The following is a 21121-nucleotide window of genomic DNA, read 5'->3' as shown; positions in this document are numbered from 1 at the left end:
TTTTCAAGGAGTTTTATCATGGCCGTTCAACAGAACAAGAAGTCCCCGTCCAAGCGCGGCATGCATCGCGCTCACGATTTCCTGACCGCTCCGGCGCTGTCGGTGAACGCACAAACTGGCGAAGTGCATCGTCCGCACCACATTTCGCCGAACGGCTTCTACAATGGCCGTCAAGTGATCAAAGCCAAGGGCGAATAAGTCCTGCGTGAAAACGCGTTTATAACCAATCGGTTATGATGACGGCGCAAGCGGGTAATCTCGCTTGCGCCGTTCGCTATTCTGGATTCTGCCTTGTCTGCTATGGACATTACTGTCGCTGTCGATGCGATGGGCGGCGACCACGGTACCCATGTCACCGTGCCTGCCGTTCTCCGCTTCCTCAAGCAATACCCCAACGTCAATGTCGTCCTCGTCGGCCTGCCCGATGCGATCGATGCCGAGCTCAAGGCGCACAAAGCGCAACTTGGGCCGCGTCTGCGCGTCCACGCCGCCAGCGAAGTCGTGACGATGGACGAGTCGCCGCAATCGGCGCTGAAAAACAAAAAAGACTCGTCGATGCGTGTGGCGATCAACCTCGTCAAGTCCGGCGAGGCGCACGCCTGCGTGTCGTCCGGCAATACCGGCGCGCTGATGGCGACAGCACGTTTCGTGCTCAAGACCATTGATGGCATCGAGCGGCCGGCGATCGCCAAGATGTTGCCGTCGGTGAAAGGCACCGAAACCTGTGTGCTCGACCTTGGCGCCAACGCCGATTGCACGCCGCTGCAACTGGTGCAGTTTGCGGTGATGGGCTCGTCGCTGTTCTCCGCGATCAAGGGCAAGGAGTCGCCGGCGATCGGCCTGCTCAACATCGGCTCCGAGGACATCAAGGGCACCGATGCGATCAAGGCCACCGCCGAGCTGCTTCGCGCCAGCAAAATGAACTTCTACGGCAACGTCGAAGGGAACGACCTGTACTCGGGCGTGGTCGATGTCATTGTGACCGACGGTTTTACCGGCAATGTGGCATTGAAGACGTCCGAGGGCATCGCCAAGATGATGGAGCGCTTCCTGCGCGAAGAATTCACCCGCAATATCTTGACCAAGGCCTTGGCCATGGCTGCTTGGCCGGTGCTGTCGCGCTTCAAGAAGCGGATTGATCCGCGCCGCTTTAATGGCGCATCGCTGATCGGCCTCAAGGGTATCGTGGTCAAAAGTCATGGCGGCGCCGATCAGACCGGATTTTACTGGGCGCTGAAACAGGCGACCGACGAAGCGCGTGCTGGCGTGACCCAGCGCATCGCTGAACAAGTACAGCAACAGCTTGCCGATCTTGTCGCCCATCCGGCGGCGGGAACGGATCAATAAACTCACCGCAGGAAGCATTCATGTACGCGCGCATCGCCGGAACCGGCTCCTACCTGCCTGAACACATTCTGACCAACGAAGCGCTGGCGCAACGGGTCGAGACCAGCGACGAATGGATTGCCAGTCGTACCGGCATCCGTCAGCGCCATCTGGCTGCCGACGGTGAAACCACGTCCGATCTGGCGCTCAGGGCCGTCGAGCGTGCGCTGGAGGCTGCCGGCACCGATAAGGCCGACGTTGACCTGATCATCGTCGCCACGACGACGCCCGACAATATCTTCCCGTCAACCGCCTGCACATTGCAGGACAAGCTCGGCTTGCAAGGTTTTCCGGCGTTTGACGTTCAGGCGGTCTGCGCCGGTTTCGTTTATGCGCTGACCGTCGCCGATGCGTTGATCAAGACTGGTGCCGTCAAATGCGCCGTGGTCGTCGGTGCCGAGAAACTCTCGAATATTGTCGACTGGAATGACCGCACCACTTGCGTGCTGTTTGGCGACGGCGCCGGTGCCGTGGTGCTGAAGGCATCGGACGAGCCGGGCATTCTGGCGTCGAAACTGCATGCCGACGGTCGCTACCGCGACATCCTGAAGACGCCGGCCAGCTTCAAGCAGGGCCAGATCGACGGCACCCCGTGGATTTATATGGATGGCGGTGCGGTGTTCAAGTTCGCCGTGCGCGCGCTGGCCGATGTGGCCAATGAAACGCTGGCCGCTGCCGGCGTGGCGCAAGCCGATGTCGACTGGCTGGTGCCGCATCAGGCCAATCTGCGCATTATCGAATCCACCGCCAAGCATCTGCATCTGTCGATGGACAAGGTCATCGTGACCGTCGACAAGCACGGCAACACCTCGGCGGCATCGATTCCGCTGGCCCTGGACGAAGGGGTGCGCAGTGGTCGCATCCAGCGCGGTCAGTTGGTGCTGCTGGAAGGGATCGGTGGTGGCTTTGCCTGGGGCTCGGTGCTCTTCAAATACTGATAAAAACGGCGCAGCGATGCGCCGCTTTTCTTTTCAAATAACTGTTTGAATTTGCCGTCCGGCTAGGCCGGGCGGGACAAGGAGCGTGAAGATGGCGTTAGCCTTTGTATTTCCCGGTCAGGGTTCGCAATCGCTGGGCATGATGAATGGCTTTGCCGACGACGCTTCGGTGCGCCAGACCTTCGATGAAGCCAGTGGCGTGCTTGGCCAGGATCTGTGGGCCATGTGTGCCGACGGCGCCGATGCCGCGGTCATCAACGCCACCGTGAATACCCAGCCGCTGATGCTGACCGCCAGCGTCGCCGTGTTCCGCGCCTGGCGCGCCGCCGGTGGCGCGGCGCCGGCGATAGCCGCCGGTCACTCGCTCGGCGAATACAGCGCGCTCGCCGCGGCCGGCAGCATTGCCTTCGCCGATGCGGTCAAGCTGGTGCGCCTGCGCGCCGAGGCGATGCAAGCGGCCGTGCCGGAAGGCGAGGGCGCGATGGCGGCGATTCTTGGGCTGCCGGACGACGTGATTGTCGCTGCCTGCCTCGAAGCGGCGCAAGGCGACGTGGTCGAAGCGGTCAATTTCAATTCGCCGGGTCAGGTGGTGATCGCCGGCAGCAAGGCGGCGGTCGAGCGCGCCATGGCGCTGTGCAAGGACAAGGGCGCCAAGCGTGCGTTGCCGCTGCCGGTGTCGGTGCCGTCGCACTGTGCGCTGATGAAGCCGGCCGCCGAAAAGCTCGCCGTCGCGCTGGCGCAGATCCATGTCGCCGCACCGGAGTTTCCGGTGATCCACAATGCCGACGTCGTCGCCTATACCGATCCGGTGCAAATCCGCGATGCGCTGGTGCGCCAGCTGTACCAACCGGTGCGCTGGGTCGAATCGGTGCAGAAGATCGCCGCCGATGGTGCCGCCGTGTTCGCCGAATGCGGTCCGGGCAAGGTGCTGACCGGCCTGAACAAGCGCATCGCCGCCGATGCGCAGCATGCGGCGCTGGGTGATCTTGCCTCGTTCGATGCGCTCAAGGCCTTGTTGTAATCAAATTGCTGTAAATTACGCGCCGGCCAGTGGTGCGTGAATCATGATCCGGCCGTGGGCTTAAGGCCCGTGCCAATAGAATGGGAAGCTGTGATGAGTCTCGAAGGTAAAATTGCGCTGGTGACCGGCGCATCACGCGGTATCGGCAAGGCGATCGTGCTGGATCTGCTGGCGCAGGGCGCCACGGTGATCGGTACCGGTATCACTGAGTCCAGTGCGCAGGCCATCGGCGACTACATTGCCGCTGCGGGCGGCAAGGGCCGTGGTCTGGCACTCGATGTCACCGTCGACGGCGCCTGCGAAGCGTGCGTTGCGGAGATCGAAAAAGAATTCGGTGCGATTCACATCCTCGTCAATAATGCCGGCATCACCCGCGATAATCTGCTGATGCGGCTGAAGGACGAAGATTGGGATGCAATCATGGACACCAACCTCAAGCCGGTGTACAAGCTTTCCAAAGCCGTGATTCGGGGCATGATGAAAGCCCGTTGGGGGCGTATCATCAACATCGCTTCGGTCGTCGGGGCGACCGGCAATGCCGGTCAGACCAACTACGCTGCGGCTAAAGCGGCGCTGTTTGGTTTTACCAAGTCGCTGGCCAAGGAAATCGGCTCGCGCGGTATCACCGTCAACGCGGTGGCGCCCGGCTTTATCGATACAGACATGACCCGTGGTTTGGCCGATGAACACAAGGCCAAACTGCTAGAGAACATCACGCTCGGCCGCCTTGGCGAACCGCGCGAGATTGCAGACGCGGTCGGCTTTCTTGCCAGCGATCGCGCCAGTTACATGACCGGCCAGACCTTGCACGTCAACGGCGGCATGTATATGAATTAACGTGTATTTGACCAGAATGAGTCTGCCCGCGTTGGCGAGGTGGCTTTTTTTGGTACAATGCGACCGCTTTTTTTATCCCTTTGAAAGGCTTGGAGTTTAATCCATGGAAAACATCGAACAGCGCGTGAAGAAGATCGTTGCCGAACAACTTGGCGTGCCGGAAACCGACGTCAAGAACGAGTCCTCCTTCGTGAATGACCTGGGCGCCGATTCCCTCGACACCGTTGAACTCGTGATGGCGCTCGAAGAAGAATTCGAATGCGAAATTCCGGACGAAGACGCCGAGAAGATCACCACCGTCCAGCAGGCAACCGACTACGTCACTGCCAATCTGGGTAAGTAAGTCGCAGCATCCAAGACCTCTGCCGGGCATTTTTTCGTCCGCCAGGGGTCTTGTTCCATTCGGCGTTTCAATCGGAGAGTAATGTGTCCAAACGCAGAGTAGTGATCACCGGTCTCGGCCATGTGTCCCCGGTAGGCAATGACGTCGCCACCGGCTGGGCCACCCTGCTCAAAGGGCAGTCCGGCATCGGCAGAATCACCCGCTTTGACGCGAGCGACTACGCTTGCCAGATCGCTGGCGAGGTCAAGAATTTTGACATCAGCCAATACATTCCCGCCAAAGATGCGCGCCGGATGGATAGCTTTATCCACTACGGTGTCGCGGCGGCGTTTCAAGCGATCGCAGACGCGGGCCTGGATGACGTTCCCAATCTGGACAAGACTCGGGTTGGTGTGAATATCGGTTCCGGTATCGGTGGTCTGCCGCTGATCGAAGACATGGGCGTGACGCTGCAGGCCGGTGGCCCGCGCAAGATCGGCCCGTTCTTCATTCCGGGCTCGCTGGTCAATCTGATCGCGGGTCACGTGAGCATTTTCAAGGGCTATCAGGGTCCGAGCTACGGCATTGTTTCTGCCTGCACGACCGGTGCGCACTGTATCGGCGATGCGGCACGGATGATCCAGTACGGCGATGCCGATGTGATGGTTGCCGGCGGTGCCGAAGCGACGATCTCGGGGCTTGGCATCGGTGGCTTTGCCGCGATGAAAGCATTGTCGACCCGTAACGACGACCCGGCGGCCTCGTCGCGGCCGTGGGACAAGGGGCGTGATGGCTTCGTCATGGGCGAAGGCGGTGGCGTGCTGGTACTCGAAGAGTACGAACACGCGGTCAAGCGCGGTGCACGGATTTACGCTGAGCTTATCGGTTTCGGCATGAGCTCGGATGCCCACCACATCACCGCGCCGAGCGCCGAAGGCCCGGCTCGTGGTGTGACGAACGCGCTGCGCGACGCCGGCATCAACGCCGACCAAGTCGATTACGTGAACGCACATGGCACGTCGACGCCGCTGGGTGATGCCAACGAAACCAATGCTTTGAAGATCGCCTTCGGTGATCACGCCAAGAAGCTGGCGGTGAATTCGACCAAGTCGATGACCGGTCATCTCTTGGGCGGTGCTGGCGGTGTCGAGGCGGTGTACTCGGTGCTGGCGCTGTACAACCAGGTTTCGCCGCCGACGATCAACCTGCATGATCAGGATTTCGAAGCCGGTTGCGATCTGGATTACGTCGCCAATACCGCGCGTGATATGAAAATTGATATCGCGATCTCCAATTCCTTCGGGTTTGGTGGCACCAACGGCACGCTGGTGTTCAAGCGACTGAGCTGATCGGTTTTGCCTGGTACCAAAAGGGCTGCTTCGGCAGCCCTTTTTTATTTTCCGTGCTTGCAAGGTGCGGTAGCCGCTCTGACGATGACCGTCCGCTTGGGGATCGTGCTGAAGCGCGAGGCCCGGCTTGGTACAATCGCGGCATGCCGATACAACGCCTCAATTCCGTACCTGATTTACCGGCGCTGGCTGCATCCAGCGCTGACGATTTTCCCTTGTTGATGCAATCATCGGGAGACGCAGGCTGGGACATCCTGCTGGCGCTGCCGCGTGAACGCCGTCTGTATGCGCAGGCCGACGCAGTGCAATTTCTGGATGATCTGGATGCTTTGCCAGTGCACCGCGGTGAAACCGGCCCGCTGCCGTTCTGTGCCGGCTGGGCTGTTTATGCCGCCTACGAGCTGCTGCATGCCTTCGAGCCCAGCGTTGCCGATCGCGATAACGACGTGCCGGTTGCCGCGCTGATCGATTGCCCGGCGGCGGTGCTGATCGATCGCCGTGACGCCTCGGCTTGGCTGACTGCCGAGGATGACGCCACCCTCGCGCGCTTGGCCACGCTTGTCGGCACTGCGCCGGCTTGGTCGCCGCAGCCCTTGCAGGTAACGGCCGTCAGTGAAGATGCGCCGGATGCGTTCCTCGCCGGTGTGGAGCGCTGCAAGCGCTATATCGTCGAAGGCGATGTGTTTCAGGTGAATCTGTCGCGCGGCTGGGATGTCACGCTGGCGGCCGGTTCGCCACACGATCTGTATCACGTGCTGCGCGCCGCCAACCCGGCGCCGTTCTCGGCGCTGCTGCAGCTGGGCGAGCATGCGGTGGTTAGTTCGTCTCCGGAGCGTTTGGTGCGCGTCGATGGCGGCGTGGTGGATACCCGGCCGATTGCCGGTACGCACCGTCGTTCGGTCGATCCGGAAGAAGATGCCGCCCTGAAGCGCGCCTTGCTGGCGACGGTGAAGGAGCGTGCCGAGCACATCATGCTGGTCGATCTGGAGCGCAACGATCTGGGCCGTATCGCCGTGCCGGGCACGGTCGAGGTCAACGAGCTGATGGCGGTCGAGAGCTACGCCTATGTCCACCATATCGAATCGAACATCCGTGCCCGCTTGCGCCCTGGCACCACGGCAAGGCAGACGCTGCGGGCGCTGTTCCCAGGTGGCACCATCACCGGCTGCCCCAAGGTGCGCTGCATGCAGATCATCCGCGAACTCGAAGACCGCGCCCGTGGGGTGTACACCGGCAGCCTCGGTTACATCGGCCGCGATGGCCGGATGGATCTCAATATCCTGATCCGCAGCTTTTTGCAGACCGGTTCGCAACTGTACTTTCGCGCCGGCGCCGGCATCGTCGCCGATTCGGTGCCCGAGCGCGAACTCGAAGAAACCCGCCACAAGGCACGCGGCCTGCTGCGCGCGCTGGGGGTCGAAGGGTGATCCGCCTCGTTGATGGCGTACCGGCCGAATCGCTGCCGCTCGCCGATCGGGCGATTCAGTTTGGTGACGGCGTGTTTCGCACGCTGTCCATCCGCGATGGTGGCATCCCTTTTTGGCAACGCCAGATGGCAAAACTGGCGCATGATGCCGCCGCGATCGGCATTGTCGCGCCGCCAGCGGATGTCTGGCTCGACGACCTGCGCGCGCACAGCCCTGAGTCGGCGACCGTGAAGCTGATGCTGACCCGTGGTGAATCGGCGCGCGGCTATGTGGTGCCGGCCGATTGCCAGCCGCACCGGATCACCCAGATCACACCGCTGCCGCCGCCAGTCGAGCGCGGCGCCGGGGTGACGATTCGCATCTGCGAGACCCGCGCCAGCTGGCAGCCGCGCTTGGCGGGCATCAAACATCTGAACCGGCTTGAGAACGTACTGGCGCGCAGCGAATGGACAGACTTGGCGATATTCGACGGTCTGCTGCTCGACCGTGACGGCGACGTGATCGAAGGCTCGATGAGTAATGTGCTGCTGCTTGAGGACGGCGCGCTGCTGACGCCGACACTCGACGGTGGCGGTGTCGCCGGGGTGATGCGCGATGTGGCCTTCGCTGCCGCCACCGGGCTTGGCTGGCAAACTGGCGAGGCACGGATTTCCTTGTCGCGCTTGCTGCAGGCCGAGCGCGTCTGGCTGTGTAACAGCTTGATCGGGCTGGTGCCGGTCGCTCGATTGGCCGAGCAATCTTGGTCGGCACATCCGGCCGACTTGACCTTGACGATGCAGATCGCTGCGCTGGCTGCAAAGGAAACGCAATGGCTCGTTTGATGCCCCTCCTGTTGCTGCTGCTGCTCCCTGCCGCGTGGGCCGTCTCATCGGCGCCGACTCCGGCCCCCGTCTATTACCAGGCTGATCCGGTCAAACTGGCGCAACTTGAAGCACAGCGTTGCAACAAGCTGACCAAGGAGTCGACGTTGATTCGCCGCCGCATGGCTGGCTTCAACCGGCCTTACGACCTTGAGAAGCTCAAGCAGCGGTTAGCGCAACTTGAGGCGGATTACGCCCGCTATTGCAGCAAGGCCCAGTCGGCAGCACCGAGCCGTTAAGGCTGCAGTGATTGCAAAGCAGGGCGAGAGCCCCCATGTTTGATGAATTGCCACGTTAAATCCCCATAAGCTGCCATGACCAATGCGCCACTGACTCAACCCGCTGTCGAAAAAGCCGGCGTCGCTCGCCTGCCCACGCCGCATGGCGTTTTCATGGCGCATGCCTATCGCTCCGGCCTCGACGATGTCGAACACCTCGCCGTCGTCATGGGCGATCCTGCCGGTGAGGCGACCTTGGTCCGCTTGCATTCGGAGTGCCTGACCGGCGACGTGTTTGGCTCACTGCGGTGTGATTGCGGCGAACAGCTGCACATGGCGCTGGAACGCATCGCCCGCGAAGGGCATGGGGTACTGCTGTATTTACGCGGTCAGGAAGGGCGGGGGATTGGTCTGGCGCACAAGATCCGCGCCTACGAATTGCAGGACAGCGGCCTGGATACCGTCGACGCCAATCTGGCGCTGGGTTTGCCGGTTGATTCACGTTCATACGAGGCAGCGGTGGCGATGCTGCGTGATCTGGGCGTGAGCTCGGTGCGCTTGATGAGCAATAACCCGAAAAAAATTGCCGCGCTCGAAGCCGCAGGCTTGCCGGTGCAGGCGCGCGAGCCACATATGGTCGATCCCAATCCGGAAAACCGTCATTACCTCAGCACCAAGCGCCAGCGTATGGGGCATTTGCTTAAAGACCGGTGAGTCAGGCAACAAACCGGCATTAAACTAAGAGGGTTCCCGGGCGGTCCTACCGTCACGGCCATAAAACGGGTGGCGCCAATCAAACTGGCGCACCCGGATAAAGGGGATCCTCATGCATCGCAAAACCATCATCAGTACGCTGCTGTCACTGCTCTGGCTGAGCAGCTCGCCCACCGGCTGGGCCGCCACAACGGTGGAGCCCGCACCGACCAAGGCGGCCATGCTCAGCGCCGGTTCGCAAGCGGTCGGTTGGCCGCGCTTGGTCAATGGCCAGAATGGCGAGCAGATCTATGTCTATCAGCCGCAGTTGGATGCGCTGAACGGCAATACGCTGACCGGACGCTCGGCGGTGCGCGTGACCGGCAAGAAGGACGACGTGTTCGGCGTCATCTGGTTCAGCGCCCGCGCCGATATCGCCAAGGATCAGCGCGTTGTGACGCTGAGCCAGTACAAAATCACCAAGGCCAGCTTTCCGACGGCGACGCGCGACGAATCGCGTTATCTGTCGACCCTGAGCGGCGCCTTGCCGCGCGCCGGTTGGGCGGTGGCCTACGATGCGCTCGAAGCCGATCTACAGATCAATCGTGCCGAAGCGGCGCAGGCTGGCCAGGTGGTGAAGAACGATCCGCCGGCGATCATCTACAGCAACCGCCCGGCCATGCTGGTGATGATCGATGGCGAGCCGGCGCTGCGCAGCGCCGGAAGCGGTCTGATGCGGGTGATCAATACCAGTGCACTGATCGTGCTCGATGAGGTCAAGGGCGATTACTACCTGTGGGCCGCCGAGCGCTGGTTCCAGGCCAAGGCAGCCACCGGCCCATGGCAAGTCGCGACGAGTCCGCCAACGGCGACGTTGAATCCGCTACGCGACGGTTTGCTGAAAGACAACAAAATCGACCCAATGTCGGGCAAGGGCGCCGACGGCAAGTCGGCGTTTGCGCCGAATGTCGTGCCGGCGGTCTATGTTGCGACCAAGCCGACCGAGCTGCTGCAAAGCCAGGGCGAGCCACAGTATTCGCCGATCCCCGGGACGCAACTGTTGTATATGTCGAATTCGTCCAATGATGTCTTCATTCAGATCGGCAGCCAGCAACTTTATGTACTGATCTCCGGCCGCTGGTTCACCGCCAGTCGCATTGACGGTCCGTGGCAATACGTCCCGGCGGGCAAGCTGCCAACTGATTTCACCCGCATCCCGACCGATCACCCGATGGCTGGTGTGCTGGTATCGGTGCCGGGTACCGCACAGGCCAGCGAAGCGACCATTGCCAACAGCGTGCCGCAGACTGCGCAAATCAAGCGCAGCACCAAACCCGAGGCGGTGAACTACGATGGCGGCGCCGCGAAGTGGAAGAGCGTCGACGGCACGCCGCTGCAATACGCCTACAACACCGCGACGCCGGTCATCCGCGTCGATTCGCATAGTTATTATCTGGTGCAGAACGGCGTCTGGTTCGTTTCGACCTCGGCCACCGGGCCGTGGAGCGTCGCGGCAGCGGTGCCGGCGGTGATCTACACGATCCCGGTCAGCTCACCGATGCACTATGTGACCTATGTGCGTGTCTACAGCGCCACGCCGAGCGTGGTTTATGTTGGCTACACGCCGGGCTACTACGGCACCGTGGTGTCGAGCGATGGCGTCGTCGTCTATGGCACCGGTTACGTCTACCCGACCTATGTCGGCACGGTCTGGTATCCGGCGCCGTATACCTATGGTTTTGGCGCTGGCTTTGCCTGGGGCACGGCGACCGGCTTCGCTTTTGGTTTTGCCATGGGTGCGTGGATGTCGCCGTGGTACTGGGGCGGCGGTGGCTGCTGCTGGGGTGGTGGTGGCAATACCTACAACATCAACGTCACCAACAACTACAACCGCTGGGGCCATAACTCGGTCATTACCGGCCCGAACAATACCTACCGAACCGGCCAGGTTGGCCAGACTCATTTTGCCAACAGGCAGGGCAGCGGCGATCTTTACGCCGGTCGTGACGGCCAGGTCTACAAGCGCGATAGCGGCGGTCAGTGGCAGAAGTATCAGGGCAACGGCAACTGGTCGAACGTCGACAAGCAGCAAGCGGCCGACAAGCTGAAGAGCGGAGCTCAGAACTACGCCAACAGTCCGAAGGGACAGCAGCGCATCCAGAACGCCAAGGATTTCGCCAATTCGCCGCAAGGTCAGCAAGCGGCGCAGCGAGCCAAGGACTGGAAGCAGTCGCCGCAGGGCCAACAGGCCGGGCAGAATTTCCGCGAGAACCATCAGTCACTTGATGGTCAGTTCCAGGCGCGTAGCGCCGGCGACCAACGTGCCGGCAACTTCCAGCGCGGTGGCGCTTCGGGAGGTTGGGGCGGTGGCGCTGCGCGCGAAGCGCCGCATTTCGGCGGCGGTGGTTTCGGAGGCTTCCATGGCGGTGGGTTCCGTCGCCGATAAGTAGGTATATAAGCGTGGAGCGTAAAACGGGCGGCCTTTCGGGCCGCCCGTTTGGTTTTTGACGCTGCTGATGGGGCGCTGCCGCCGCAAACCGCCCGCCATCCGGCCGAATGCTGACGATTTTTATGCCATTGGTCTTGTTTTGTCAGCTTTGGCGGTGGGGTTTGCCGGGTGGTGCGAAAGAGTGGGATTTGGGTGCAGTAAAAATTCGCTGTCCGATCAGTGGCTTAACGCCTTGGTTGCGAATTTGTTGCGAGGAGGTGTTGACGCAGGAGAGGGAAGTGCTTAAAGTTGCGTTCTCTGCTGATGACGCAGCGAAAGAAACGAAGCGAAACCCGCCGAGTTTACCGAGCGAAGTGTTCAGAAGCAAGCGATCTTTAACAAATTACAGCCGATGAGTGTGAGTGCTTGATGAGTGCATCAAGTACTTGCACTTAGATGATAGAAAGTAAATCTGACCGCTTCGGTGGTTGGGTGAGTTTTTTTGAGTTAACGCAAGTGCGCAATTATTCAGTGATTAAACGAAAGAGTTTGATCCTGGCTCAGATTGAACGCTGGCGGCATGCTTTACACATGCAAGTCGAACGGATTTGAGGGGCTTGCTCCTCAAGTTAGTGGCGAACGGGTGAGTAATACATCGGAACGTGCCCAGTAATGGGGGATAACCTGCCGAAAGGCAAGCTAATACCGCATACGCCCTGAGGGGGAAAGTGGGGGATCGCAAGACCTCACGTTATTGGAGCGGCCGATGCCTGATTAGCTAGTTGGTAGGGTAAAAGCCTACCAAGGCAACGATCAGTAGCGGGTCTGAGAGGACGACCCGCCACACTGGGACTGAGACACGGCCCAGACTCCTACGGGAGGCAGCAGTGGGGAATCTTGGACAATGGGCGAAAGCCTGATCCAGCAATGCCGCGTGGGTGAAGAAGGCCTTCGGGTTGTAAAGCCCTTTTGTCAGGGAGGAAATCCTGGCCCCTAATACGGGTCGGGGATGACAGTACCTGAAGAATAAGGACCGGCTAACTACGTGCCAGCAGCCGCGGTAATACGTAGGGTCCAAGCGTTAATCGGAATTACTGGGCGTAAAGCGTCCGCAGGTGGCTTGTTAAGATCGATGTGAAAGCCCCGGGCTCAACCTGGGAACTGCATTGATGACTGGCTCGCTAGAGTACGGCAGAGGGGGGTGGAATTCCGCGTGTAGCAGTGAAATGCGTAGATATGCGGAGGAACACCGATGGCGAAGGCAACCCCCTGGGCTGATACTGACACTCATGGACGAAAGCGTGGGGAGCAAACAGGATTAGATACCCTGGTAGTCCACGCCCTAAACGATGTCTACTAGTTGTTGGGCTTTTCGGAGCTTAGTAACGCAGCTAACGCGGGAAGTAGACCGCCTGGGGAGTACGGCCGCAAGGTTAAAACTCAAAGGAATTGACGGGGGCCCGCACAAGCGGTGGATGATGTGGATTAATTCGATGCAACGCGAAAAACCTTACCTGGTCTTGACATGTCTAGAATCCCGAAGAGATTTGGGAGTGCCGTAAGGAGCTAGAACACAGGTGCTGCATGGCTGTCGTCAGCTCGTGTCGTGAGATGTTGGGTTAAGTCCCGCAACGAGCGCAACCCTTGCCATTAGTTGCTACCATTCAGTTGAGCACTTTAATGGGACTGCCGGTGACAAACCGGAGGAAGGTGGGGATGACGTCAAGTCCTCATGGCCCTTATGACCAGGGCTTCACACGTCATACAATGGTTGGTACAGAGGGTCGCGAAGCCGCGAGGTGGAGCCAATCTCAGAAAACCAATCGTAGTCCGGATCGCAGTCTGCAACTCGACTGCGTGAAGTCGGAATCGCTAGTAATCGCGGATCAGCATGTCGCGGTGAATACGTTCCCGGGCCTTGTACACACCGCCCGTCACACCATGGGAGTGGGTTTTACCAGAAGTAGCTAGGCTAACCCTCGGGAGGCCGGTTACCACGGTAGGATTCATGACTGGGGTGAAGTCGTAACAAGGTAGCCGTAGGGGAACCTGCGGCTGGATCACCTCCTTTAAAGATAATGCCTCATTAAGCATTCACACTCATCGGCTGTAGGTTAGAGATACGGAGAACTGGGTCAGTAGCTCAGTCGGTTAGAGCACCGTCTTGATAAGGCGGGGGTCGCTGGTTCGATTCCAGCTTGACCCACCATTTGCTTTTTTAGTGAATGACAAGACAGTTTGATCCGATGGGGGCATAGCTCAGTTGGGAGAGCATCTGCTTTGCAAGCAGAGGGTCGTCGGTTCGATCCCGTCTGCCTCCACCATTTTAGTTTTCAGAACTAAGTTTGCTGATGTTGGTGTAGCAATTTTAGTTCTGACTGCTTCAGTTGGACGAGAATTTATTCTCTGTATCGCTCTTTAACAAGATAGAAGAAGTAAGACTCAGATTTATTCAGTAATGAATGGGTTTGATTGCATCGAGTTTTGAATTCGAGAACTTTGAATTCGAGTCGCAAACATAACTGTAATCTTGAACTACGCGTTTGAGGTTATAGGATCAAGCGAATAAGTGCATCTGGTGGATGCCTTGGCGATTACAGGCGATGAAGGACGCGGCAGCCTGCGAAAAGCTGCGGGGAGCTGGCAAACGAGCTTTGATCCGCAGATATCCGAATGGGGGAACCCACACCTTTTGGTGTATCCATGACTGAATACATAGGTCATGTGAAGCGAACCCGGCGAACTGAAACATCTAAGTAGCCGGAGGAAAAGAAATCAACCGAGATTCCCAAAGTAGTGGCGAGCGAAATGGGAAGAGCCTGTACGTGATAGCGATTGTCTTAGCAGAACGGAATGGAAAGTCCGGCAATAGTGGGTGATAGCCCCGTATGCGAAAAGATAAACGTGGTACTAAGCGTACGACAAGTAAGGCGGGACACGAGAAATCCTGTCCGAAGATGGGGGGACCATCCTCCAAGGCTAAATACTCGTAATCGACCGATAGTGAACCAGTACCGTGAGGGAAAGGCGAAAAGAACCCCGGGAGGGGAGTGAAATAGATCCTGAAACCGGATGCATACAAACAGTGGGAGCGGACTTGTTCCGTGACTGCGTACCTTTTGTATAATGGGTCAGCGACTTACGTTCAGTAGCAAGCTTAACCGAATAGGGGAGGCGCAGGGAAACCGAGTCCGAATAGGGCGATTAGTTGCTGGGCGTAGACCCGAAACCAAGTGATCTATCCATGGCCAGGATGAAGGTGCGGTAACACGCACTGGAGGTCCGAACCCACTAATGTTGCAAAATTAGGGGATGAGCTGTGGATAGGGGTGAAAGGCTAAACAAACTTGGAAATAGCTGGTTCTCCCCGAAAACTATTTAGGTAGTGCCTCAAGTATCACTAACGGGGGTAAAGCACTGTTATGGCTAGGGGGTCATCGCGACTTACCAAACCATTGCAAACTCTGAATACCGTTAAGTGCGAGCTTGGGAGACAGACATCGGGTGCTAACGTCCGGTGTCAAGAGGGAAACAACCCAGACCGCCGTCTAAGGTCCCAAATGATCAATTAAGTGGAAAACGAGGTGGGAAGGCATAGACAGCCAGGATGTTGGCTTAGAAGCAGCCATCATTTAAAGAAAGCGTAATAGCTCACTGGTCGAGTCGTCCTGCGCGGAAGATGTAACGGGGCTCAAATTGATAACCGAAGACGCGGATATGTACGTAAGTACATATGGTAGGGGAGCGTTCCGTAAGCCTGTGAAGGTGGCTTGAGAAGGCTGCTGGAGGTATCGGAAGTGCGAATGCTGACATGAGTAGCGTTAAAACGGGTGAAAAGCCCGTTCACCGAAAGCCCAAGGTTTCCTACGCAACGTTAATCGGCGTAGGGTGAGTCGGCCCCTAAGGCGAGGCTGAAAAGCGTAGTCGATGGACAACAGGTTAATATTCCTGTACCGATTCTGAGTGCGATGTGGGGACGGAGAAAGGTAGGTCAGCCATCTGTTGGAATAGGTGGTTTAAGCGTGTAGGTGGGGGATTTAGGCAAATCCGGATCCCTGTTAACACTGAGGCGTGATGACGAGGTGCCATTGGCACTGAAGTGATTGATCCTATGCTTCCAGGAAAAGCCACTAAGCTTCAGCTCAGAATTGACCGTACCGCAAACCGACACTGGTGGGCAGGATGAGAATTCTAAGGTGCTTGAGAGAACTCAGGAGAAGGAACTCGGCAAATTGACACCGTAACTTCGGGAGAAGGTGTGCCTCTGTAGCGTGAAGCGACTTGCTCGTGGAGCGTGAAGAGGTTGCAGTGAAAAGGTGGCTGCGACTGTTTATCAAAAACACAGCACTCTGCTAACACGAAAGTGGACGTATAGGGTGTGACGCCTGCCCGGTGCCGGAAGGTTAATTGATGGGGTGCAAGCTCTTGATCGAAGCCCCGGTAAACGGCGGCCGTAACTATAACGGTCCTAAGGTAGCGAAATTCCTTGTCGGGTAAGTTCCGACCCGCACGAATGGCGTAACGATGGCCACACTGTCTCCTCCTGAGACTCAGCGAAGTTGAAGTGTTTGTGAAGATGCAATCTCCCCGCTGCTAGACGGAAAGACCCCGTGAACCTTTACTGTAGCTTTGCATTGGACTTTGAAGTGGTTTGTGTAGGATAGGTGGGAGGCTTTGAAGCAGAGACGCTAGTTTCTGTGGAGCCGTCCTTGAAATACCACCCTGACCCCTTTGAGGTTCTAACCTTGGTCCGTTATCCGGATCGGGGACCGTGCATGGTAGGCAGTTTGACTGGGGCGGTCTCCTCCCAAAGTGTAACGGAGGAGCTCGAAGGTTACCTAGGTACGGTCGGACATCGTACTGATAGTGTAATGGCACAAGGTAGCTTGACTGCGAGACTGACACGTCGAGCAGGTGCGAAAGCAGGACATAGTGATCCGGTGGTTCTGTATGGAAGGGCCATCGCTCAACGGATAAAAGGTACTCCGGGGATAACAGGCTGATTCCGCCCAAGAGTTCACATCGACGGCGGAGTTTGGCACCTCGATGTCGGCTCATCACATCCTGGGGCTGTAGCCGGTCCCAAGGGTATGGCTGTTCGCCATTTAAAGTGGTACGTGAGCTGGGTTCAAAACGTCGTGAGACAGTTTGGTCCCTATCTGCAGTGGGCGTTGGAAATTTGAGGGGGGCTGCTCCTAGTACGAGAGGACCGGAGTGGACGCATCTCTGGTGTACCGGTTATCACGCCAGTGGTATCGCCGGGTAGCTAAATGCGGAATAGATAAGCGCTGAAAGCATCTAAGCGCGAAACTAGCCTCGAGATGAGATTTCCCTAAGGCCTTGAGCCTTCTAAAGGGTCGTGGAAGACCACCACGTTGATAGGTCGGGTGTGGAAGCGCAGTAATGCGTTAAGCTAACCGATACTAATTGCCCGTGCGGCTTGATCCTATAACCTGAACCGCGTGGTTCGGGTATGATGCGACAGGCTCGTAAATATCAAACCCGAGTCATTACTTCTTCTATCGAATTCAGAGATATGACTAATACAGTCGTAACTCCACCAGTTACGTCTGGCGACCATAGCGAGTTGGTCCCACGCCTTCCCATCCCGAACAGGACCGTGAAACGACTCAGCGCCGATGATAGTGCGGGTTCCCGTGTGAAAGTAGGTCATCGCCAGACTCCCCATAGAAAACCCCCCTGCAGAATGCTGCAGGGGGGTTTTGCTTTTGGCTTTATGCGCGGAAAAAGACGGCGCAAGGCCTGCTGTGTGCTAGATGGGATGGTTTTTCCATCTCGATCTTGGTTTCATCTCAATCTACAGCTAGCTTGTAGATGTTGCCTGATGTCATTGCGCCGGCCCGGGGCCATGATCTAGCTGGGGGAAACGATGAGTCATTTTCTCGACCGCCTGACTTTCTTCACGAACGAGAGCGAGCCTTATTCAGGCGGCCATGGCGAAGTACGTGCCGAGGACCGGACCTGGGAGGATGCCTACCGGAACCGCTGGCAGCATGACAAGATCGTACGGTCAACGCATGGCGTGAACTGCACCGGCTCCTGTAGCTGGAAGATCTACGTCAAAGGCGGGATCGTTACCTGGGAGACCCAGCAGACCGATTACCCGCGTACCCGTCCTGGCATGCCCAATCATGAGCCGCGTGGTTGCTCACGCGGCGCCTCATACAGCTGGTATCTCTACAGTGCCAACCGGCTGAAGTATCCGATGATACGTGGCCGCCTGATGCGTCTGTGGCGCGAGGCACGCAAGACGCTGGCACCGGTAGAGGCATGGGCTTCGATAGTCGAAGACGAAGCCAAAGCCAGGGATTACAAGACGATCCGCGGGCGCGGTGGATTTGTCCGCGCCAACTGGGATGAGGCGACCGAGCTGGTTGCCGCCGCCAATATCTACACCATCAAGCGCTATGGGCCGGACCGGATCATCGGTTTTTCACCGATTCCTGCTATGTCGATGGTCAGTTACGCTGCCGGCAGCCGCTATCTCAGCTTGATCGGCGGCACCCTGATCTCGTTCTACGATTGGTACTGTGATTTGCCGCCTTCCAGCCCGCAAACATGGGGCGAGCAGACCGACGTACCCGAGTCCGCCGACTGGTACAACTCCGCCTTCATCATCGCTTGGGGTTCGAACGTCCCGCAGACACGCACTCCCGACGCGCATTTTTTCGTCGAAGCACGTTACAACGGCACCAAGGTTGTCGCGATCACGCCGGATTATTCCGAAGTCGCCAAGCTCTCGGATATCTGGCTGCACCCTAAGCAAGGTACCGATGCTGCACTCGGGATGGCGATGGGGCATGTGATCCTCAAAGAGTTTTTTATCGATCGCCAAACCGCCTATTTCGATGACTACTGCCGCCGGCTAACCGATCTACCGATGTTGGTTTTGCTTCGAAAGGACGGTGACCGGTTTGTTGCCGATCGCTTTGTACGTGCATCGGATTTTGCCGATAACCTTGGCCAGGCAAACAATCCGGAATGGAAAGTCGTGGCCATTGACGAAGCCGGTGGCTCCTGCGTTGCGCCGCAAGGTGCAATCGGCTACCGCTGGGGACAGCAGGTCGAAGGCGATCTCGGCAAGTGGAACCTTGAGCAGAAAAATGGCGCGACCGGTGTCGAGCTGAAGTTGGCGCTGAGCCTGATCGATCGGCGTGACGATGCGGTTTCGGTGGCCTTCCCGTATTTCGGCGGCACTGCCTCTGCCGACTTCACTGCCAACGATCAGGGTGGTCAGATACTGGCGCGGCAAGTACCCATCAAACGACTGGCGCTGGCCCATGGTGATGCGCCGGTAGCGACCGTCTTTGATCTGATGTGCGCGCATTACGGCGTTGATCGAGGGCTGGGCGGCGAAGTTGCCACATCCTATGACGATAATGTCGCTTATACGCCGACATGGCAGGAGTCGATTACCGGCGTACCGGCTGCGCAGGTAATCGCTGTGGCCCGTCAGTTTGCCGAGACAGCGGAAAAGACGCAGGGTCGGTCGATGGTGATCATCGGCGCGGCGATGAATCACTGGTACCACCAGGATATGAACTACCGCGCGGCGATCAATATGTTGGTGCTGTGCGGCTGCGTCGGCGTGTCCGGTGGCGGTTGGGCGCATTACGTGGGTCAGGAAAAACTGAGGCCCCAAACAGGTTGGACTGCGCTGGCCTTCGCGCTCGACTGGCTGCGTCCTCCACGGCATATGAACGGCACGTCGTTTTTTTATGCCCATACCAATCAATGGCGTTATGAAAAAGTCGGTATCTCCGAAATTCTCTCCCCTCTGGCGGACCCTAACCGCTACGGCGGTAGCCTGATCGATTTCAATGTACGGGCCGAGCGGATGGGCTGGCTCCCGTCTGCACCGCAGTTGGCGACCAATCCGTTACGGATCAGCGCTGCCGCAAAGGCAGCGGGGCTGGAGGCCAAAGACTACGTTGTGAAGTCGCTCAAGGACGGTTCGCTGACGATGTCATGCGAAGACCCGGATGCAGCGGTCAATTTCCCTCGCAACCTGTTTGTGTGGCGCTCGAATCTGTTTGGTTCGAGCGGTAAGGGGCACGAGTATTTCCTGAAATACTTCTGTGGTGCACAGAACGGTTTGCTCGGTGACGACCTGAGCGTGACCGGTGGTGAAAAACCCCAGGAGGTGGTCTGGCACGACAAGGCGCCTGAAGGAAAGCTGGATCTGATTACGGTGCTGGATTTCCGGATGAGCACGACCTGTCTGTACGCCGATGTCGTGTTACCGACGGCGACGTGGTACGAAAAGAACGATCTCAATACCTCGGATATGCATCCTTTCATTCATCCGCTTTCCGCTGCGGTCGATCCGATCTGGCAGAGCAAGAGTGATTGGGAAATCTACAAGGCGATTGCCAAGAAGTTTTCTGAATTGGTGGTTGGTCATCTTGATGTTGAACAGGATGTGGTCCTGGTTCCGCTCTTGCACGATACCGCCGGAGAATTGGCGCAACCGTTTGAACCCAAGGATTGGAAAAAAGGTGAATGCGAGCTGATCCCGGGAAAGACTGCCCCCAATATCGTCGTCGTCGAGCGCGATTATCCGAATACATATAAGCGCTTTACCGCGCTCGGCCCATTGCTGAAAAAACTGGGCAATGGCGGTAAGGGTATAGGCTGGAATACCGAGCACGAGGTCGACGGGCTGGCCAAGCTCAATGATGTGGTGACCGACGAGGGCCCAACCAAGGGGCTGCCGAAAATCGAAACCGACATCGATGCGACCGAAGTCATTCTGTCGCTGGCACCGGAAACCAACGGCGAGGTCGCGGTGAAGGCGTGGGATGCCTTGTCCAAGTTCACCGGGCGTTCACACGCGCACCTGGCCGATGTGCGCGAGGACGAGAAAATCCGCTATCGGGATATCCAGGCGCAGCCGCGAAAGATTATTTCCAGCCCGACCTGGTCCGGCATTGAAAGCGAACACGTCAGCTATACCGCCGGCTACACCAATGTGAACGAGCTGATTCCATGGCGCACGCTGACCGGGCGGCAGCAGTTTTATCAGGACCATGCGTGGATGCGCGATTTTGGCGAAGGGTTTGCTTGTTACCGCCCGCCGGTCGATACCAAAACCGTCGCGCCGCTGGCGGGAAAAGCGCCAAACGGAAACCCGGAGATTTCGCTCAACTTCATCACCCCGCACCAGAAATGGGGCATTCATTCCACCTATACCGACAATCTGATCATGCTGACCCTGTCGCGGGGCGGGCCTATCGTCTGGCTATCCGAAGATGATGCCAAACTGGCCGGAATCGTCGACAACGACTGGATTGAACTCTTCAACGTCAACGGGGCGATTGCCGCACGCGCGGTGGTCAGTCAGCGGGTCAAGCCGGGCATGTGCATGATGTATCACGCGCAGGAAAAAATCGTGAACGTCCCCGGTTCCGAGATTACCGGCCACCGCGGCGGGATCCACAATTCGGTGACCAAAACGGTACTCAAGCCGACACATATGATCGGCGGCTATGCGCAACTTTCTTACGGCTTCAATTACTACGGCACCGTCGGCAGCAATCGCGATGAGTTCGTGATCGTACGCAAGATGGCCAAGGTCGACTGGATGGATACGCCGGCCGGTACCGAGAGCGAGGGCTGACC

The 21121-nt window shown here is 58.3% G+C and carries 13 protein-coding genes, 2 tRNA genes and 3 rRNA genes; all 18 read left to right on the top strand.

Annotated elements, in window-relative coordinates; genetic code table 11:
- Positions 1-18: 18 nt before the first annotated feature.
- Complete coding sequence (rpmF, locus tag JLC71_RS08995) at positions 19-198, top strand: 50S ribosomal protein L32 (RefSeq protein ID WP_200915091.1); 180 nt, start codon at positions 19-21, stop codon at positions 196-198.
- 102 nt (positions 199-300) lie between these two features.
- Positions 301-1347 (top strand): phosphate acyltransferase PlsX, encoded by a 1047-nt coding sequence (gene plsX / locus JLC71_RS08990; RefSeq protein WP_200918315.1) that lies wholly within the window; start codon positions 301-303, stop codon positions 1345-1347.
- Between the two features lie 20 nt (positions 1348-1367).
- Entirely contained in the window at positions 1368-2324 is a 957-nt protein-coding gene (locus tag JLC71_RS08985) for a beta-ketoacyl-ACP synthase III (protein ID WP_200915089.1), read from the top strand.
- A 91-nt stretch (positions 2325-2415) separates the two neighbouring features.
- Positions 2416-3345 carry an ACP S-malonyltransferase gene (gene fabD, locus JLC71_RS08980; RefSeq protein ID WP_200915087.1) on the top strand — a complete coding sequence of 310 codons (930 nt, stop codon included), beginning with the start codon at positions 2416-2418 and terminating at the stop codon, positions 3343-3345.
- A 93-nt stretch (positions 3346-3438) separates the two neighbouring features.
- The gene (gene fabG / locus JLC71_RS08975; RefSeq protein WP_200915085.1) at positions 3439-4182 is read left to right on the top strand and encodes a 3-oxoacyl-ACP reductase FabG; all 744 of its coding nucleotides are present in this window, start codon (positions 3439-3441) and stop codon (positions 4180-4182) included.
- A gap of 103 nt (positions 4183-4285) precedes the next feature.
- A complete protein-coding gene (gene acpP, locus JLC71_RS08970; protein ID WP_200915083.1) occupies positions 4286-4525 on the top strand; it encodes an acyl carrier protein in 240 nt (79 codons plus the stop codon).
- Between the two features lie 83 nt (positions 4526-4608).
- Positions 4609-5853, top strand: coding sequence for a beta-ketoacyl-ACP synthase II (fabF, locus tag JLC71_RS08965; protein WP_200915081.1), 1245 nt, complete (start codon positions 4609-4611; stop codon positions 5851-5853).
- Between the two features lie 143 nt (positions 5854-5996).
- Positions 5997-7280, top strand: coding sequence for an aminodeoxychorismate synthase component I (locus JLC71_RS08960; protein WP_200915073.1), 1284 nt, complete (start codon positions 5997-5999; stop codon positions 7278-7280).
- A complete protein-coding gene (pabC, locus tag JLC71_RS08955; protein ID WP_200915072.1) occupies positions 7277-8101 on the top strand; it encodes an aminodeoxychorismate lyase in 825 nt (274 codons plus the stop codon). The genes JLC71_RS08960 and pabC overlap by 4 nt, the downstream gene beginning before the upstream one ends.
- Positions 8089-8379, top strand: coding sequence for a hypothetical protein (locus JLC71_RS08950; protein WP_200915071.1), 291 nt, complete (start codon positions 8089-8091; stop codon positions 8377-8379). The genes pabC and JLC71_RS08950 overlap by 13 nt, the downstream gene beginning before the upstream one ends.
- A 75-nt stretch (positions 8380-8454) precedes the next feature.
- A complete protein-coding gene (ribA, locus tag JLC71_RS08945; RefSeq protein ID WP_200915070.1) occupies positions 8455-9072 on the top strand; it encodes a GTP cyclohydrolase II in 618 nt (205 codons plus the stop codon).
- Between the two features lie 112 nt (positions 9073-9184).
- A complete protein-coding gene (locus tag JLC71_RS08940) occupies positions 9185-11497 on the top strand; it encodes a hypothetical protein (protein WP_200915069.1) in 2313 nt (770 codons plus the stop codon).
- Between the two features lie 519 nt (positions 11498-12016).
- Positions 12017-13550: ribosomal RNA gene (locus JLC71_RS08935) — 16S ribosomal RNA — on the top strand.
- A 61-nt stretch (positions 13551-13611) separates the two neighbouring features.
- A tRNA-Ile gene (locus JLC71_RS08930) sits at positions 13612-13688 on the top strand.
- 39 nt (positions 13689-13727) lie between these two features.
- A tRNA-Ala gene (locus JLC71_RS08925) sits at positions 13728-13803 on the top strand.
- A 231-nt stretch (positions 13804-14034) separates the two neighbouring features.
- Positions 14035-16927 (top strand): 23S ribosomal RNA (locus JLC71_RS08920).
- Between the two features lie 121 nt (positions 16928-17048).
- Positions 17049-17161 (top strand): 5S ribosomal RNA (gene rrf / locus JLC71_RS08915).
- Together the 16S, 23S and 5S rRNA genes with 2 tRNA genes alongside form the textbook arrangement of a ribosomal RNA operon.
- A gap of 208 nt (positions 17162-17369) precedes the next feature.
- A complete protein-coding gene (locus tag JLC71_RS08910) occupies positions 17370-21119 on the top strand; it encodes a nitrate reductase subunit alpha (protein WP_200915067.1) in 3750 nt (1249 codons plus the stop codon).
- Positions 21120-21121 lie beyond the last annotated feature (2 nt).

It is taken from the genome of Jeongeupia sp. HS-3, from assembly GCF_015140455.1.
Taxonomy (GTDB): Bacteria; Pseudomonadota; Gammaproteobacteria; order Burkholderiales; family Chitinibacteraceae; genus Jeongeupia.
Note: the sequence above shows the minus strand (reverse complement) of the source record. Positions and strands in the feature narration are given on the sequence as shown.